The organism is Corynebacterium pseudopelargi (genome assembly GCF_003814005.1).
Lineage (GTDB): Bacteria > Actinomycetota > Actinomycetes > Mycobacteriales > Mycobacteriaceae > Corynebacterium > Corynebacterium pseudopelargi.
This window is the reverse complement of record NZ_CP033898.1, coordinates 1,053,752-1,069,803: the sequence shown is the minus strand read 5'-3', so window position 1 is coordinate 1,069,803 and position 16,052 is coordinate 1,053,752. Positions and strand designations below refer to the sequence as shown.

Here is a 16,052-nt window from a genome sequence, read left to right as displayed (position 1 = left end):
AGCCTTTGTGAGCTTCTATAGCGTCAAGATGCGCGCAGCCAAGCAAGGCCTGCACACCTCCGGAGCAGAAACCATTTGCACCGATCTGGAACAAGCCAATGCCACCGCGCAGGCATACCTTTTGCGTGCCATTAATCATGAACATGGCAGCCCAGACGACCTCAACATCAGGATCGCAGAAATCCGCGACGAGGTGCGCATCGTAGACAGGCTGCGGGTAGAAGCAATCGAGTGTCAGAATCCAGCCCAGGCCAAACGCTGGATGCATACACAACTCAACGATCTTCCAGCAGCAGCCCAAGCCATTGAGATGCTCTACACGCTGCGACGACTCCGCGGCGCAGCACTCGTCGATGCCCACAGCGGCCAGCGCCTGGATCCAGATCAACGACGCGGGGTTCGCGCCTCCACCTTTGGCAGCGCGGCTCCCAGCGGCACTAGCGACACCGGCAGCACTAGCAGCGCTAGCGACACCGGCAGCGCCGGCAAGGATTATCACCATGAGGCACTCACCTTGGCCTCGAAGGTGGCTGCCTGCCCCCATATCGTGGCCGAGCTGTGCATCTCGGATGATCCCGCCTACACCACCGGCTACCTTGCGCGCGGGGGCGTGTACTACCGAATCCCCAACGCGAAGGCGCTGGGGCATCCCTCTGGCGGGCGGGTATTTCTCATCGATGCAGCAACAAATCCCCAGCAGCGCGTGCAGGACGCCATCACATTTCTTGAGCATCAGGCGGTGTTGGTGCGATGAACGTTCAGCACAACAGCATTGAGGCTTTCGCTTCGGCCGCGAACAGCACCTGGCAAGCCCGTGGGCTTGAACGCCACGTTCGGGCGTTTTCCAGTACGCAATTGCGCTGCGAGATCAATGGCCAACACGTCTGGCAATTTGCTTCTTCTGACTATGCAGGCCTGGGCATGCACCCTGCGCTTCAAGCTGCTGCTGCTCACGCCATTGAGGCCTTTGGTACTACGTCGGGTGGTTCGCGGCTTACCACGGGCCTGCAGCTTCACCGGGATGCCGAAGCGGCGTTGGCACGCTTTTTCGGCAGTGAGGATGCGGTGTTATTTGCCACCGGTTTCCAAACAAACGTCTCGGTGCTACAGGCGATCAGCGATGCGTCCTGCACGATTTTTTCCGATGAGCTCAATCACGCCTCGATTATCGATGGCGCCCGCATGAGCAAGGCAAGCACCACGATCTATCCCCACGGTGATGTCGAGGCGCTTGCCCGCATGCTTGAACGCCACGCGCGCGAATCGAGCAATCAGGCCATCGTGGTCTCAGACGCCGTCTTTTCCATGACCGGCGAGGTGATCGACCTTCCCGCCTTGCGCGCTGTATGCAGCCAATTTGGTGCCTGGCTTTTGCTTGACGACGCCCACGGGGTAGGCAACCTCGGTGGCGGCAGGGGCATTATCGGGCTATATCCCCAACGCTATGAAAATGAAGTGATCATCGGCACCGCCAGCAAAGCCCTCGGCGGCATCGGCGGTTTCGTGCTCTGCGGCAGCGCCCTTGGCCATTTGCTTCGCAATCGCGCCAGAAGTTTCGTCTTCTCCACCGCCAATACTCCCGCCAGCACTGCCGCTTTGATCGCAGCCTTAGATGTGCTGAGCAATGACCCAGGCCCACTTACTCAATTGGCGCTGAATATCGCGACCGCCCATGAGCACCTGGGCCTTTCGCCCACTGGGCCACAAAGCGCCATCATTCCCGTGGTGGTTGGCAGCACCGAGCGAGCCTTGGCACTGCATGAGCAGTTGTTTGATCAGGGCTGGTTTATCCCCGCTATTCGCTACCCCACCGTGCCAGATGGCGAGGCGATGCTGCGACTGACCATTACTGCGAGGCATCCGCGCGAGGTGGTTGCCGAGGCCTGCTCGGCCATTCGGCAGCTACTCTGAAGCTCCGGTCGTTAGCATTCGGTGTATTCGAAATACTCAGGCAACTGCGCCCTGCCGCCAAGTCGGGTGATGCGTACCAGTGGGCGGGTTCTTAATGCCCTGGTATCGGCTACTGCCTCGTTATAAAAGCGGTGGGCAAGCTGCAGGCGCACTTCTGCATCTGCGAGCGGTGCAGGGGGTTGTTCACCCAATTGGGCAATAGCAGCAGAGATGGGTCGTTCTTTTTCTATCCGCTGTGCAAAATTGGCGTATTCCAAAGGAACTTGTTCAGCAGCGTGGGCTTGGGGTGCGATATCTGGGATCAGCACTGCGGCAATCGCTGCGCGCCGATCCAGGGTCGCCTGTAAAGACTGCAATGCTGCGTCGGTGCGAATATGCAGGCGATTGAGCCTTTGTGCTGTGAAATACGCCCACAACAGCGCGATGGTGATAGCGACGCTCAGCAGCACCAGCAGAAGTGTTTGCATGCGTTATGCCTGCACTTTCGTTCCATCGGCCACGGTTTCATACACTCGCTCCACCTCGTCGGCTACCGTTTGCCAGTCATACAATTCAGCGCGCTTCTCGCCACTGTGTACCAGGGCTTCGCACTGCGCGGGCTGATCGATCAGCGTTTGCAAGATCCGGCGAAGCGCATCTGGGTCACCGGTGCTAAATAGCGCACCAGCGGGCTGTTCGCTTTCGGCATCACACACGGCAGCAAAGGCCTCTAAATCGCTTGCCACCACGGCGCAACCGGCGGCCATCGCCTCTACTAATACGATGCCAAAGCTTTCTCCGCCGAGGTTCGGGGCAACATAGATATCGGCGCGGCCTAAAATCTTGGCTTTTTCTTCGTCACTGACGCGCCCCACGTAGCGCACCTGCGGATGCGGGCGTGGTTGTCCAGCGCCAATGACCGTCACCTGAACGTTGCGGTCCAAACCATCAAGGGCCTTGAGCAACACCGGAAGGCCCTTGCGCGATTCGTCGATGCGACCTAAGAACACGATCTCGCTCACATCATCGCTACATGTTTCGTTGCGGTACTGGGCAAATGCGTGGGTATCAACGCCGTTGGGAATCAGCACCGGATCGCCACCGAGCATCTCTACTTGCCAGCGGCGCGCCATCTCAGATACGGCAATGCCGCCGCGCACTTTCTCTAAAGGCCCGCGTAGTACGGGCAGCAACAGCTTTAACAGCCGCGACCCGGAAGATGATGCGTGGTAGGTGGCAACGATGGGCCCTTCGGCAATGCGCAGCGCTGCCATGGAAAAACTTGGAGAGTTCGGCTCGTGGATGTGCAGCACATCAAAATTGCCCTGTTGGATAAATTCTCTGGTGCGCTTAAAGGTTGCTGGGCGCAATGAGATGCGGGCAACGCTGCCGTTATATGGCACGGGAATACTTGGTCCGCCCTTGCATACAAAATCTGGCACTTCGGTGTGCGCTGAGCAAGGCCCGAGCACCGATACGCTATGGCCTCGCTGGATCAACACCTGCGCTAAGTCAAGGATATGGGCTTGAACTCCGCCTGGTTCGTCGAAGGAGTAGGGGCAGACGATGCCGATATTCATACCTACTCCCTTCTCACAATCCTCACAGCACCGTTGGGGTGCATCCGGGTGCGCCAGCGTATTGTGCTGACCCACGCGGGTTGATGGCCAATGCATTAGTTGGCAGTGTAGCCCACCCTAGGTAGCTAACCCGCGAAGATAACGCTGTTGATCAAGATCTTCAATCCACAGCGGCTGCAGCATGTGCCAATCGGCGGGGTGAGCGGCAATGCCCGTGGCAAGTGCATCGGCGACGCGCTGCACGGTGGGTGCAAGCTCTCCTACCTCGATTGCCTCGCCTACTTCAAAGCCCCAGCCGCCTGGCTCAAACCACAGGTGCACTGGGTGCAAGGCCGCACCGGTTTCTTGCGCTAGCTTCACAGGCCCTGCCGGCATGCGCGCGGTGCGCCCGAAGAAGTTCACCTCTACCCCGCTGCGTTTGAGGTCTCTTTCTCCCAGCAGGCACACCACTTGGCCGGCCTCAAGGGCAGCTTTGAGCCCATGGAAAGGCTTAGGCCCACCGCTTAGTGGCAGCACCCTAAAGCCCAAGGCTTCGCGATAATCCACAAACGCTTGATACAGCGATTCGGGCTTCAGCCTTTCGGCCACGGTGGTGAATTGACCGTGAACGTGCACTAAGAGCACCCCGGCCATGTCCCAGTTGCCGCTATGCGGCAATACCAGCACCACGCCCTTGCCCTTGTCGAGGGATGCCTGGAGCCGGTCTAAGCCTGTAACACTTTGGAGCAGGCGCTGGTGCAAGTCGGGATCTTCGGCAATAGCTGGCAGTTGGAATGCCTCACGCCAATAGCGTGCATAGGACCTAGCCGCTGCACGCACCAGTGGCTTATCTACGCGCTCTTCCCCTACGACTCGGGCGAGGTTCTTGCGCAGTTGCGGCAATCCCGCGCCTCGCCGCGACCAGCAATCAGCAGCGAAGTTAAAAAGCGCATCGGCAACACCGATTGGTAAGCGCCGCACGAGTTTCCATCCGGCAATATAGGCCTTGGCGCTGAGTGTTTCTCGTGCACTCATGCGCCAGGAAACTCCTTGGCACCGGCCGGAGGCGCGATGATTTGTTTCGCCTGAGGCGATTGCTTGACCATGTGCAGGCGCTGCCAGACGGTAAAGATGCTGCCCAGGGCAAGAATCCACAAGGCAACGTCAATGGCATAAGGCACACCGAAACCTTGAAGCCCAAGACCAACTAGTCCGATGATGAGCCTTTCGGGGCGTTCCACTAAACCGCCATTGACCTTGAATCCCGATGCTTCGGCGCGAGCCTTGACATAGGAGATCACCTGGGAGCACACCAACACGATCAGTGCTGCCACCACCAGTGGCTTTGGGGCGTCGTAGGTATAGATCAGCCACCAGGTAATAGCGGCAAAAAGTGCGCCATCGGTAAGCCTGTCGCAGGTGGCATCCAAGGTGGCACCGTATTTGGTCCCGCCACCGCGAAGCCTGGCCATGGTGCCATCAACCATGTCAAAGGCGGCAAAGAGCCCTGAGAGCAAGGCGGCCGCGATCAGGTGATTCGTGGGAATCAAAATGACGGCAATAGCGATGGTGATGGCCGCGCCGATGGTGGTCACGGCATTGGGGGAAATACCCGCTTTGGCAAATAGCTTTGCCACGGGTTCAACAATCACGGCAGCAGGCTTGCGGCCTCGGACGCTAAGCATGGGCTTCTCCTGGTAGGCCTTCGATAGACGACCATGTCTGGGCAAGCAGCGAGCGCGTATCGCGCAGCAACTGGGGCAGCACTTTGGTGCCGTCGATGATCGTCATGAAATTTGAGTCTCCGCTCCAGCGCGGAACGATGTGCATGTGGAGGTGCTCGGCAACAGAACCGCCAGAGGCCTTGCCGAGGTTAAATCCCACATTGATGGCATCTGGATTCGATGCTTGTTTGAGCACACGAATAGCAGCCTGGGCAAAGGCGAACATCTCAGCGGATTCCTCTGGTAAGAGATCCTCCAAGTTCGCTTCTTCGCGATACGGCACCACCATCATGTGCCCCGCGTTATAGGGGAAGAGATTGAGCACGCAATATACGCTTTGACCACGCGCGACGATCAACCCGGTGGCGTCGTCAAGCTGGGGAATCTGCACAAAAGGATTGCTCCTAGGCTTTGTGGTGTCTTGCCCATCTTGGCGGATATACCCCATCCGGTAGGGTGCCCAAAGCCGCTCAAGGCGATCCGGCACCCCAACGCCGGTGTCGTGGTATTGCTGCACGTGCGTGCCCTTTCTGTGTGTTCTAGCGTTTTGCTGCTTCTAGCCCCAAACTACTGCAGCAAGGCCTCCACGGATTCCTTCGTGGGCGCCTCATTGTTGCGCTGGGCAATCCAGTTCACAATCAAATCCACCGCCTGATTCACCGGCACACCATTGACCTGGGAACCATCGAGGAAACGGAAGCTCACAGCATCTGCTTCCACATCGCGGGCACCGGCGAGGAACATGAAAGGCACCTTGGAGGTGGTGTGATTGCGGATCTTCTTTTGCATACGGTCATCCGAAGTATCCACCGTTGCGCGCACCTGACGCGCCCGCAGCTTCTCGCACACAGCCTCGAGGTGAGGGCTAAAGCTATCGGCTACCGGAATGCCCATCACCTGCTGCGGAGCCAACCACGCCGGGAACACACCCGCGTAGTGCTCAAGCAGCACGCCAAAGAAGCGCTCGATGGAGCCGAACAGGGCGCGGTGCACCATGATCGGGCGTTGCTTGGAACCATCGGGGGCGGTGTATTCCAGGTTGAAGCGCTCAGGCAGGTTGAAGTCGAGCTGCACAGTCGACATCTGCCAGGTACGGCCAATAGCGTCGCGGGCCTGGACGGAAATCTTCGGACCATAGAAGGCCGCCCCGCCTGGATCCGGCACCAAATCAAGACCGGAGGCATCGGCTACGCGCTGCAAAATCGCAGTGGAGCGCTCCCAAATCTCGTCCGAGCCAACGAACTTGGACTCATCCTTGGTAGAAAGCTCCAGGTAGAAATCATCCAGGCCGTAGTCGCGCAGCAAGGAAATGATGAATTCCAACACCGTGGTGAGCTCTTGCTCGAGCTGATCCTCGGTGCAATAGATGTGGGCATCATCTTGGGTAAAGCCACGAGCACGGGTAAGCCCGTGGATCACACCGGACTTTTCATAGCGGTACACCGTGCCGAATTCGAATAGACGCAGCGGCAACTCGCGGTAGGAACGCCCGCGGGATGCAAAGATCAGATTGTGCATCGGGCAGTTCATCGGCTTGGCATAGTAATCCTGCGGCTGCTTGATCACATTGCCATCTTCGTCGTATTCCCCGTCGAGCTGCATCGGTGGGAACATGCCATCGGCATAGAAATCCAGGTGGCCAGACTTTTCAAAGAGCTCGCCCTTGGTGATGTGCGGGGTGTTGACAAAGGAGTAGCCCTCAGCGATGTGCCGGCGACGCGAGTGCTCTTCCATTTCCAGGCGAACAATCGCGCCATTGGGGTGGAAGACGGGGAAACCAGAGCCGATCTCATCCGGGAAGCTAAACAGGTCGAGCTCCTGGCCGAGCCTGCGGTGATCGCGCTTTTCGGCCTCCTCGATCATCATCTGATACTGCTCAAGGGCCTCCTTGGATTCCCAAGCAGTGCCATAGATTCTTTGCAGGCCAGCCAGCGATTGATCGCCGCGCCAATAGGCAGCAGAAGAACGGGTCAGCGCAAACGCCGGAATGTACTTGGTGGTAGGCACATGCGGGCCGCGGCAGAGGTCATACCACTCCACCTCACCGCTTCGCGGATTGATGTTGTAGTAGCCGGTAAGCTCCCCGGCGCCAACCTCGGTCGCCTCATCGGAATTGGGGTCAACGTTGCCCTTATCCTGAATCAGCTCCAGCTTGTAGGGCTCATCCTTGAGGGCCTCGGTGGCTTCTGCCTGATCGGCATAGACCCGGCGCTCGAATTTCTGGCCCTGTTTGATGATCTTTTTCATGCGCTTTTCTAGGCGCGCGAGATCTTCAGGGGTAAATGGCTCTGCTACATCGAAGTCGTAGTAGAAGCCGTTTTCGATGGCAGGGCCGATGCCGAGCTTGGTGCCGGGGAATTCTGCTTGCACAGCCTGCGCCAAGACGTGGGTACAGGAGTGTCGGATGACCGCACGGCCGGTGGCGGTATTTGCGGGAACCGGGGTGACGTAGGTGTCTTCTTCCGGCACGAACGCGAGATCGCGAATGGTGCCGTCTGCTTCTTCTACGCACACAATGGCCTCTGGGCCTTTGTTTGGTAGTTCAAGCTCTCGCATTGCGGCGCCGGCTGCGGTGCCGGCGGGCACGAGGAAGGGTTGGTGAGGGTTCTGCACCGGCTCGATGAGGTGTGCCATAAATAGCTGCGCTCCTTTACTTGCGCTCAAGCATCGTTTGCGTCATACCTGGACGCGAACGTTGGACATTGGAGCACGAAGGTGAAAAACGCCCCACTGGCATGTGGCGTGATGCTATGGAAACCACCGACGTGTCATAAGCATCCTACCGCCACGCTCTTAGCCCTCAAGCAACGAGGCTGCCCAGTAGGGTTCATCGCCGTGTTCTTGGGTTCCCGGCACAATCGCGTACATGGCGGAGCCTGTGTGGGTAATCCACTCATTGAGCCTGTCGCCGTCGTTGAGGCGGCGTTGGATCGGGATGAATTGCTTGCGCGGGTCTTTTTGGTAGCAGCAAAACACCAGTCCGGCATTGGAAAGCTGCTCGCTGCCAGCAGTAGGCGCAGCATCGTAGTTATAGGCGCGCCTCAAAAGCTTTTCTTTGGGCTTGTCACTTGGGGCTGAGGCAAGTGCCATGTGGCTTCTTGGGTCGATATACGGCAGGCCGTACTCGTCGGTTTTGTCGTAGTCGGCCTGGTCAAATTCATCTTTTTGGCCAAGGGGCGCCCCGCTATCGAGGGTGCGGCCAATGGCGAGTTCTCGGGACTGGCGATCAAGTTGTTCCCACGTATCCAAATTCATGGCGATGCGTCGCACAATCAGGCAGCTTCCGCCTTCTAACCAGGCGGGTGCATCATCATCGCTATCAATCCAGACTTGTTGCTCGAATTCTTCTTCGGAGCGCGGATTGATGGTGCCGTCTTTTTGGCCGAAGAGATTTCTTGGTGTGGCTTTGGGGTCTTTGACCCCTGGGGCGTTGAGGAATCCCTGCTGCAGCCACTGCTGCTGCACATAGTCCACGCCTGCTCGCAGCATGTGGCGGGTGGCAAAGGCGAGCATCACTGGGTCGTCACAGCAGATCTGCAACACCAGGTCGGTTTGCCCCCACTCTGGTTTGAGTTGGTCTTTGGAAAACTCCAGGTTTTCTTCCATCCAGGCCGGGCGTTGATCTTGTTTGCCCACAATGTCGAAGAAGCGGGAGCCAAGGCCGCAGGTAATGGTGAGGTTGCTTGGGTGTTGCACCATTTCTGGTTCAAGGCTGCCAAGGGGGTTCTTGCCCTGCGTAAGACGGCGGGCGTCTTCTGTCCACAAACTCATCAGGCGCTTGGCGTCTTTTTGAGTAACGCCGGCGCGAAGGTTTAACCCCAGCACATTGAGGTGCGCTGCAGGAACAGTTTGCACACCTGCTTGGTGTTGAGCGTCGAAAGGCACCGCCTTTGATCCCACTTCGCAATCTGCTCCCGATTCCGGTTGTGGCGCATTGGCCAACGCCACCGCCGGTTGCAGCATGGCTGCACCCCCAAGCACCGATGCTCCTCCGAGGAAACTTCGGCGTGAAAAGTGCAGTGGGCATTGCGAGGACTCAAACGACTGTGAAGGTTCCATGATCCTTATTTCGACGATTGTGTGTGCTGGGGTGGTCCTGCTTTTTCAGGCTTCAGGCTCGCTTAGTGGTGATGCTCGTGATCAGCGCTAGCGCTTTCCGATGCGCCCATGTCCTTCATGCCATCGGCATCGGAGCCGTAGTTTTCCTCGCCTGCGCCGATGGTACGAACGGGTACGTCAGGGACGTTGACGGTGGAGCCGTCGGCAAGCTCTAAGGTGAGCTCGACTTTGTCGCCGGCCTTGACGGGTTCGGTTACTCCAAGGACCATCATGTGCTCTTTGCCGGGCTCAAGCACCAGGGATTGTCCTGCGGGAATACTGAAGCCGCCTTCTTTTTCGCGCATTTGGCCGTCGACAACCTCGTGCATCTCAAATTTTTCGGCGTCGATGGTGGCGCTAAAACTGGTGATGGTGATTTCGGCATCACTGTCGTTGTGCAGCACACCGAAGATGGCGGTCATGTCCTTATCCCCCTCCATCGCCTTGACGTAGGGGTCGGTGACAGTGAGCTTTGCCTCGCTGGCTGCCTCGGTGCTGGTGTTCTCAGCACTGGTGTTCTCAGCGCTTTGGGTCGCGCTGGTCTGGCTCGACTCGGTGGAATCTTGCTCATCATTGGAGCAAGCAGCCAACACAAGCGCAGCGGCGCTCATACAGGCGATGGATTTCAGAGCAATGGACGATACCTTCACGGTGTGTGCCTTTCTTGAGAGAGAAACGAACCTGTGCCTGGGGCTAACGGCGACGGCGAATGGCCAGTACCAAAATGCCAATCAGCATCACTGCCGCAGCAATACCGGCAATGAGCCCAAGATTCTTCGAATCTTCTACACCCGTTGCATCTGCGGCTTGATCATTGTCTTGTTGGGTTTGCTCGCTTTGGTCTGCGTCATCTGATGGTTTGCTTGCAGCATCGGATTGTGTGGCATCGGTTGCGCCACCATCGCTTACTTCAAACGCGATTTTGCCTCGGGTGGCGTGTCCATCAGAGGAAGTAATTTGGTAGCCGAGCTGGTACTTGCCTTCGCCACCTCGCTTATCTGCCGGGATGGCCAGCGAGGCATTGGGGCCGTCGACTTCAGGTTCGCCTGTATAAAGTTGTTCGCCACTATCAAGATCGGTGATGGCAAAGGTGTTGAAGTCCGGCTTAATCATTCCGGAAAACTCCAAAGTGACTTCCTCTGGGAATTCCTTTATCACCGCGCCATTTTCAGGGTTGGAATCCAGCACAACATCATGGGCCGAAGCCGGCAGGGGCACTGCAATGAGGGCAGCCATCGCGGAGGCCGCTGCGAAACGGTGCAGGTTCTTCGCCTTAAACGAGGGGATCAACACGCCTCTCCTTGAACACAATCGGGTACGCGGACATTGGCGGCATAACGGCCATGGCGCTGCTATGCCTTCACGCCTCAAGCCTACGCGGGTGGAGTAGCCCAGCCCGACGGTGATCTTGATGCACGAACAGTCACTAGTCGCAGCCAAAGTGTATGAAGTTCCACCAAACACCCCGCCTGTGGCATTTGCCACCTCTGCAGCGCCCCTCGCCGACATTCCTAATGCTGTGATTGCTTTTCGACGACCCACGTCTGCATCCCCCGGCAAATGCAGCACCGCGCCGTGTGGCCTGATTGAAGGCATGAAGAAGCACCCCACGGTGATGGGGTGTGAGGTGGTGGTCCCAGCTGGGATCGAACCAGCGACCTTTCCGGTGTGAACGGAACGCTCTTCCACTGAGCCATGGGACCAAACGATGGCTTCGAGCATTAAGCCCGCTGCCGTGTTTGCGCGTTTAAAATTAGCACGAAGCAAATATTTCCACCTAATTGGCATGTCACTCCCCCTTTTAGCCTCCAACACCGCCGGAACCCCAGCGCCAAAACGATCGGCCTGATACTGGGCAAGGAATTGATGATTAATTCGCGCCCAACACGGGATCGAAGGTGCATCTAACAGCGGATTTGGAGGTTCAGAACTCTTAAGGCTAATGTTTGTGATCGCAACAGCAGTTGTATGCGGATGTAGCGCAGTTGGTAGCGCATCACCTTGCCAAGGTGAGGGTCGCGAGTTCGAGTCTCGTCATCCGCTCATTTCCATTCTTTGGAAAAACCCGCGCGTTTAGCTCAGCGGGAGAGCGCTTCCCTGACACGGAAGAGGTCACTGGTTCGATCCCAGTATCGCGCACATAGTGGTGAACTCACTAGCTAAAAAGTTCATGCGGATGTAGCGCAGTTGGTAGCGCATCACCTTGCCAAGGTGAGGGTCGCGAGTTCGAGTCTCGTCATCCGCTCCGGTACAAAGGGTGCCAGGCGGCAACGCCGTTGGTGGAATGGCCGAGTGGTGAGGCAACGGTCTGCAAAACCGTGCACACGGGTTCGATTCCCGTTTCCACCTCAAGACCGGCGCGTTTAGCTCAGCGGGAGAGCGCTTCCCTGACACGGAAGAGGTCACTGGTTCGATCCCAGTATCGCGCACCAAGCAGTACACCACTGCCATGGGTCTTAAAAAAGACATGCGGATGTAGCGCAGTTGGTAGCGCATCACCTTGCCAAGGTGAGGGTCGCGAGTTCGAGTCTCGTCATCCGCTCCAATACGCGGCGAAGGATTTAATTCCCTCGCCGCGTTCTTTTTGTATGGGCTAGAAAGGTGCACACATGGCGATCCTGAAGGCAGCAGACCCTCACCCCCAGACATTCGCACAGTCTTTCCTAGGGCCGGATAACCCCAAGGAACTGCGCCTGATTGCCATCAGCAGCCTCAGCGGCGCAGCCACCATCGACGGCACCTCCGGCGCGCTCGGCAATGCCCACGACTCCGCCTTATTAGCAGCACTTCGCAGTTGGTCCGATGCCGTATTAGTCACCGCATCCACCGCAGCCAAAGAATCCTATGTGGCACCAACATCCTTAGAAGAAGATGCGCAGCAAAGAATCCAGCGCGGCCAACTCCCCCACCCACACCTGGTGGTGCTCAGCAACAGCCTTCAATTCGATCTACCGCGGGCCGGCAAAGTGATCGCCCTCTCCCCCTGGCAAGCACACCAACAATGGCAGCAACGCCGCGAGCAACTCATCGCCGAAGGCCACGAGGTATTAAGCTACCGAGGAAGCATCGCCAACGCCATTCGCACCCTGCACCACGTTGGTATTAGAAGGATCTGCTGCGAGGGCGGCCCATGGCTGTACACGCAACTAAGCCAAGCAGATTGCATAGACAAGCTCTATTTCTCACTCGCGCCTGTAGTGTGCACTCCCGTCCAACACCCCCTATTCCTCGGCGGAGACGGGCATACCCAGCAACAGCACATGCGCCTGGAAGCCGGACGCAACACCGAGGATGGCTTGCTCTTTCTTCGCTATAGCACCAAGAGCTAGGCAATGTGTTTGTAGATGGAATAAAGAACTCATCCATCCTCGGCGGGTAAGCCAGGCAGGCATGCTTGAGTGCTTTAGGCTTGTCCACGTGAATACGAGCGTAGATCGAACACACCAGGCCTCGCTGCTTCGCCCTTATCGCTTTGGGCAATTCCGCCCCGAGCGCAGCCCTTGGCGCCATAATGCCAAGGCAAATATGGCGCTATGGCCAATCGCTGTGCTGGTGGTGCTTCAGCGCGTATTCGTGATGGGCGCCAATGGTGGGATCACCGACGACTACTCCACCGTCTACGAGGCACTGCGCCGGGCAATCGACGGTGTACCGATCTACTCAGAGGACTACTCCTCCGTAGTCCCGCACTACCTCTACAATCCGGGCGCAACGCTACTGCTCATGCCACTGGCCTGGACCGAGCAGATCCAAACTGCGCGGCTACTGTTCATCGTGCTCAACGCAGTGTGCATCGTGCTAGGCCTTTGGCTGCTGGTCAAGCTGTTTGGTTTCCGCGCGCAAAGCTGCGTGCTTCCGGCCAGCATCATCATCGCGTTTCAGACCGAGTCGGTCCAAAACACCCTCATCTTCTCCAATATCAATGGCGTGCTGTTTTTAGGCCTCATCGGCTTTTTGTGGGCGGTACTTAATAACCGCAAGGGGGCAGCCGGTGTGATTCTCGGCTTCATGGTGCTGATCAAGCCAGTCTTTGCTCCCCTGCTGTTTATCCCCTTGGTGTTGATGTGGTGGCAGCCATTCGCATCTTCAGCGGCAGTGATCATCGGCCTGAACATCCCCGGTTTCCTCTTCCTTCCAGGCACCGGCGAATATCTCACCCGCACGGTGCCCTATTTGAGGATTGTTCGCGACTACGCCAATACCTCTTTAAGAGGCATGGGCGTATATTTCGATACCCCTGCGTGGATCATCTACCCACTGTGGATCGCCTTCGCGCTGCTAGCACTTGCCGGCCTTGCAGCGCTATTGAAGTTGCGTGAAAGCGAGCCCCTATTGTGGATTAGCTGCACCAGTTCCCTGCTGCTTGTCTCTGCTTTCTTCCTTTCTTCTTTGGGGCAGATGTACTACTCCATGATGCTGTTCCCGCTTCTATTTACGGTGTTGCTGCCCCGCAGCCCCATGCACAACCCCTTCGCATGGATCGGCGCATTTTTATGCCTCTCGGCTCCTGAGTGGTACTCGAACTTTTGGGATTGGCTCAACCCGAGCCGCTTTTTCGAGCTCTTCCGCGGCACTTATGGCTGGGGCATGCTCATCATCGTCGTCGCAGTTACGGCCATTACCTGGGCGTATGAATCATCCAAGGCAAAGCACTCGCCAGTGCGCGCGACCACGCCCCCAAAGCCCGCGGAGGCGTAGCGGCGCAAACTGCTAGCATCGCCGGCAGGCACCTCATTGAGGTGTCTGGAATACCAAGAGCACAAAGGAGCCAATCATGATTGATGCCACCGGCATCACTGAGCAGCAGTGGCGTGAAAAACTCAGCCCAGAAGAATATCGCGTGCTGCGCGAAGCTGGCACCGAAGCGCCATTTCGTGGCGAATACACCGACACCACCACCGAAGGCGTCTACTCATGTCGCGCCTGCGGTGCTGAGCTGTTTCGTTCCCAAGAAAAGTTCCAAGCCCACTGCGGTTGGCCGGCATTTTTCTCACCCTTGGCACAAGACCGCATTATCGAGCGTGAAGATCTCTCACTCGGCATGCGCCGTGTGGAGGTGTTGTGCGCCAATTGCCATTCGCACCTCGGGCACGTCTTTGAGGGCGAAGGCTATGAAACTCCCACCGATCTGCGCTACTGCATCAACTCCATCGCGTTAAACCTGCAGCCGGCGCAGGATTAACCCAAAAAACACAACGCCCTGCGAGCAAGCGTGCTCGCAGGGCGTTGGCCTGTGTTGGTTTAGGGCAGGATCTCAATGAGTTCTGCTACATCGTCCACGCGACGGCCGGTGAGGAAGGGGATCTCCTCGCGCACGTGCAGGCGAGCATCGGTATAACGCATCTGGTGCATCAGATCGACAATGCGGTGCAGCTCGGGGGCCTCGAAGGCCAGGATCCACTCGTAGTCGCCCATGGCAAACGCCGGGAGGGTGTTGGCGCGCACATCGGCGTAATCGCGGGCTGCCATGCCGTGTTCTGCCAGAATGCGGCGGCGTTCCTTCGGATCCATGACGTACCAATCGTAGGAACGCACGAAGGGATACACCGCGCACCAGCGGCCTGGTTCTTCGCCCATGATGAAGCTGGGCAGGTGCGACTTATTAAATTCCGAAGGACGGTGCAAGGAGTTGCCAATCCAGAACACTTCGCTGCATTGGCCAAGCACCGTATCGCGGCGGAAGGTGTTGTAGGCGTACTGCAGGTCGGTGAATTCTTCGGCGATCCACCAGATCATGAAATCAGCTTCAGCACGGCAACCGGTGATGTCGTAGACGCCACGGATGGTGACTTTGCCTTGATCAGCGAGCGACTGGAAAAATTCGCGGGCCTGCTCAATGATCTGCTCGCGCTCGGTGCCAAGGGCTCCGGGAATGACGCGGAAGCTCACCACCTGCGAATAAGCCTGAATAGCGTTGAGCTTGTCAAAATCCAGTTTTTCTGCCACTAGAAATCCTTTCGTGGGTGCCACCGGCTGGTGGACGCATAGAAGTCGGCAGTGTCCCGAGTGGCCATCAAGCACATTGCCCCGGCCTTCGGTTGGCACTGCCATCAATCATAAGGATGATGTTTCTGCTTTGCCAATACGCCGGTCGTGTCACCTCCTGCCTTCGGGCGCGTGCTGAACATGCTTCGCACTTCTCGGCGCGCCTCCCCAGAATGTGCTTCACAAACGCCTACCTTTGTCCCTGTGAATGACTCTCAAGCGACGACGAGCAACGATGCCCAGCCGGAGGCATTCGCCCGCGCGGTGGAATCCATGCACATGGCGAAGCTTCGGCCTGAAATTTCTTTGAGCACCGTGCGCCCGCCCCAGCGCCTGGCACCTTTTAGCCACGCCATTGGCCTTGAAGTCATACGAGAAGAAAACGATACGCAATCAGGCGACGCCTTCGGCCGCCTCATCGTGCTGCACGACCCCAAATCCGATGACGCCTGGGCAGGCGACATGCGGATGGTGGCCTATATCCAAGCGGATATGGACGATGCCTTAGCCGGCGATCCCCTCCTGCCCAACGTGGCGTGGCAATGGCTCAACGAAGGTCTCGAAGAAGGCGCCGCGGAATTCCGCAACCTTGGTGGCACCGTAACCTCCACCGCCTCGGAACGCTTTGGCGATATTGGCGGCCCAAGCCGAGCATTCCAATTAGAAATGCGAGCATCATGGACCGCAACCTCTGAGGATCTCAGCCCCCATGTCGTGGCCTTTTCCCGCGTGCTCGCACTATTTGCCGGCATGCCCCCAGAAGGCGTGGCCGCATTGCCTAAGCAGCTCTAGAAAG

At 57.8% G+C, this 16,052-nt stretch carries 16 protein-coding genes and 7 tRNA genes; 12 read left to right on the top strand and 11 right to left on the bottom strand.

Annotated features, from left to right (window positions below):
- Window positions 1-7: 7 nt before the first annotated feature.
- Both CPPEL_RS05070 and CPPEL_RS05065 read left to right on the top strand, forming a co-directional pair.
- Window positions 8-754 carry a 6-carboxyhexanoate--CoA ligase gene (locus CPPEL_RS05070; RefSeq protein ID WP_123960112.1) on the top strand — a complete coding sequence of 249 codons (747 nt, stop codon included), beginning with the start codon at window positions 8-10 and terminating at the stop codon, window positions 752-754.
- A complete protein-coding gene (locus CPPEL_RS05065) occupies window positions 751-1,911 on the top strand; it encodes an aminotransferase class I/II-fold pyridoxal phosphate-dependent enzyme (RefSeq protein WP_123960111.1) in 1,161 nt (386 codons plus the stop codon). The genes CPPEL_RS05070 and CPPEL_RS05065 overlap by 4 nt, the downstream gene beginning before the upstream one ends.
- 11 nt (window positions 1,912-1,922) lie before the next feature.
- Here the strand turns inward: CPPEL_RS05065 and CPPEL_RS05060 are convergent, their stop codons facing one another.
- From CPPEL_RS05060 to CPPEL_RS05015, 10 genes are all read right to left on the bottom strand, one after another.
- A complete protein-coding gene (locus CPPEL_RS05060; protein ID WP_123960110.1) occupies window positions 1,923-2,378 on the bottom strand; it encodes a hypothetical protein in 456 nt (151 codons plus the stop codon).
- 3 nt (window positions 2,379-2,381) lie between these two features.
- Window positions 2,382-3,470 (bottom strand): glycosyltransferase family 4 protein, encoded by a 1,089-nt coding sequence (locus CPPEL_RS05055; protein WP_123960109.1) that lies wholly within the window; start codon window positions 3,468-3,470, stop codon window positions 2,382-2,384.
- A 117-nt stretch (window positions 3,471-3,587) separates the two neighbouring features.
- Window positions 3,588-4,484, bottom strand: a complete 897-nt coding sequence (locus CPPEL_RS05050; RefSeq protein WP_123960108.1) for a phosphatidylinositol mannoside acyltransferase — start codon at window positions 4,482-4,484, stop codon at window positions 3,588-3,590.
- Complete coding sequence (gene pgsA, locus CPPEL_RS05045) at window positions 4,481-5,134, bottom strand: phosphatidylinositol phosphate synthase (RefSeq protein WP_123960107.1); 654 nt, start codon at window positions 5,132-5,134, stop codon at window positions 4,481-4,483. The genes CPPEL_RS05050 and pgsA overlap by 4 nt, the downstream gene beginning before the upstream one ends.
- A complete protein-coding gene (locus CPPEL_RS05040; RefSeq protein WP_245990511.1) occupies window positions 5,127-5,690 on the bottom strand; it encodes an ATP adenylyltransferase in 564 nt (187 codons plus the stop codon). The genes pgsA and CPPEL_RS05040 overlap by 8 nt, the downstream gene beginning before the upstream one ends.
- Before the next feature lie 50 nt (window positions 5,691-5,740).
- Window positions 5,741-7,807, bottom strand: a complete 2,067-nt coding sequence (thrS, locus tag CPPEL_RS05035; protein ID WP_123960106.1) for a threonine--tRNA ligase — start codon at window positions 7,805-7,807, stop codon at window positions 5,741-5,743.
- A 159-nt stretch (window positions 7,808-7,966) separates the two neighbouring features.
- Window positions 7,967-9,232: a Dyp-type peroxidase gene (locus CPPEL_RS05030; protein ID WP_123960105.1), complete on the bottom strand. Its 1,266-nt coding sequence runs from the start codon at window positions 9,230-9,232 to the stop codon at window positions 7,967-7,969.
- Window positions 9,233-9,294: 62 nt separating this feature from the next.
- Window positions 9,295-9,921 (bottom strand): copper chaperone PCu(A)C, encoded by a 627-nt coding sequence (locus tag CPPEL_RS05025; protein WP_245990510.1) that lies wholly within the window; start codon window positions 9,919-9,921, stop codon window positions 9,295-9,297.
- 43 nt (window positions 9,922-9,964) lie between these two features.
- Window positions 9,965-10,564 (bottom strand): copper resistance CopC family protein, encoded by a 600-nt coding sequence (locus CPPEL_RS05020; protein WP_164470378.1) that lies wholly within the window; start codon window positions 10,562-10,564, stop codon window positions 9,965-9,967.
- A gap of 335 nt (window positions 10,565-10,899) precedes the next feature.
- A tRNA-Val gene (locus CPPEL_RS05015) sits at window positions 10,900-10,974 on the bottom strand.
- A gap of 267 nt (window positions 10,975-11,241) precedes the next feature.
- Between CPPEL_RS05015 and CPPEL_RS05010 the strand changes: the two genes are divergently transcribed.
- The 9 genes from CPPEL_RS05010 to msrB all read left to right on the top strand — a co-directional run bounded on the left by CPPEL_RS05010 (window position 11,242) and on the right by msrB (window position 14,453).
- A tRNA-Gly gene (locus tag CPPEL_RS05010) sits at window positions 11,242-11,314 on the top strand.
- 24 nt (window positions 11,315-11,338) lie between these two features.
- Window positions 11,339-11,410, top strand: a tRNA-Val gene (locus CPPEL_RS05005).
- Between the two features lie 33 nt (window positions 11,411-11,443).
- Window positions 11,444-11,516 (top strand) — tRNA-Gly (locus CPPEL_RS05000).
- Window positions 11,517-11,549: 33 nt separating this feature from the next.
- A tRNA-Cys gene (locus CPPEL_RS04995) sits at window positions 11,550-11,620 on the top strand.
- 8 nt (window positions 11,621-11,628) lie between these two features.
- A tRNA-Val gene (locus tag CPPEL_RS04990) sits at window positions 11,629-11,703 on the top strand.
- Between the two features lie 37 nt (window positions 11,704-11,740).
- Window positions 11,741-11,816: transfer RNA gene (locus tag CPPEL_RS04985), tRNA-Gly, on the top strand.
- Window positions 11,817-11,880: 64 nt separating this feature from the next.
- Entirely contained in the window at window positions 11,881-12,600 is a 720-nt protein-coding gene (locus CPPEL_RS04980) for a dihydrofolate reductase family protein (RefSeq protein WP_123960103.1), read from the top strand.
- 88 nt (window positions 12,601-12,688) lie between these two features.
- Window positions 12,689-13,969 carry a glycosyltransferase family 87 protein gene (locus CPPEL_RS04975; RefSeq protein WP_164470377.1) on the top strand — a complete coding sequence of 427 codons (1,281 nt, stop codon included), beginning with the start codon at window positions 12,689-12,691 and terminating at the stop codon, window positions 13,967-13,969.
- 76 nt (window positions 13,970-14,045) lie between these two features.
- Window positions 14,046-14,453 (top strand): peptide-methionine (R)-S-oxide reductase MsrB, encoded by a 408-nt coding sequence (gene msrB, locus CPPEL_RS04970; RefSeq protein WP_123960101.1) that lies wholly within the window; start codon window positions 14,046-14,048, stop codon window positions 14,451-14,453.
- A gap of 59 nt (window positions 14,454-14,512) precedes the next feature.
- Here msrB and hemQ read toward each other — a convergent pair whose 3' ends face one another.
- Window positions 14,513-15,217: a hydrogen peroxide-dependent heme synthase gene (gene hemQ, locus CPPEL_RS04965; RefSeq protein ID WP_206608948.1), complete on the bottom strand. Its 705-nt coding sequence runs from the start codon at window positions 15,215-15,217 to the stop codon at window positions 14,513-14,515.
- A gap of 243 nt (window positions 15,218-15,460) precedes the next feature.
- On the opposite strand from hemQ, the gene CPPEL_RS04960 reads away from it, so the two are divergent.
- Window positions 15,461-16,048, top strand: coding sequence for a DUF3000 domain-containing protein (locus tag CPPEL_RS04960; RefSeq protein WP_206608947.1), 588 nt, complete (start codon window positions 15,461-15,463; stop codon window positions 16,046-16,048).
- The last annotated feature ends 4 nt before the right edge of the window (window positions 16,049-16,052 follow it).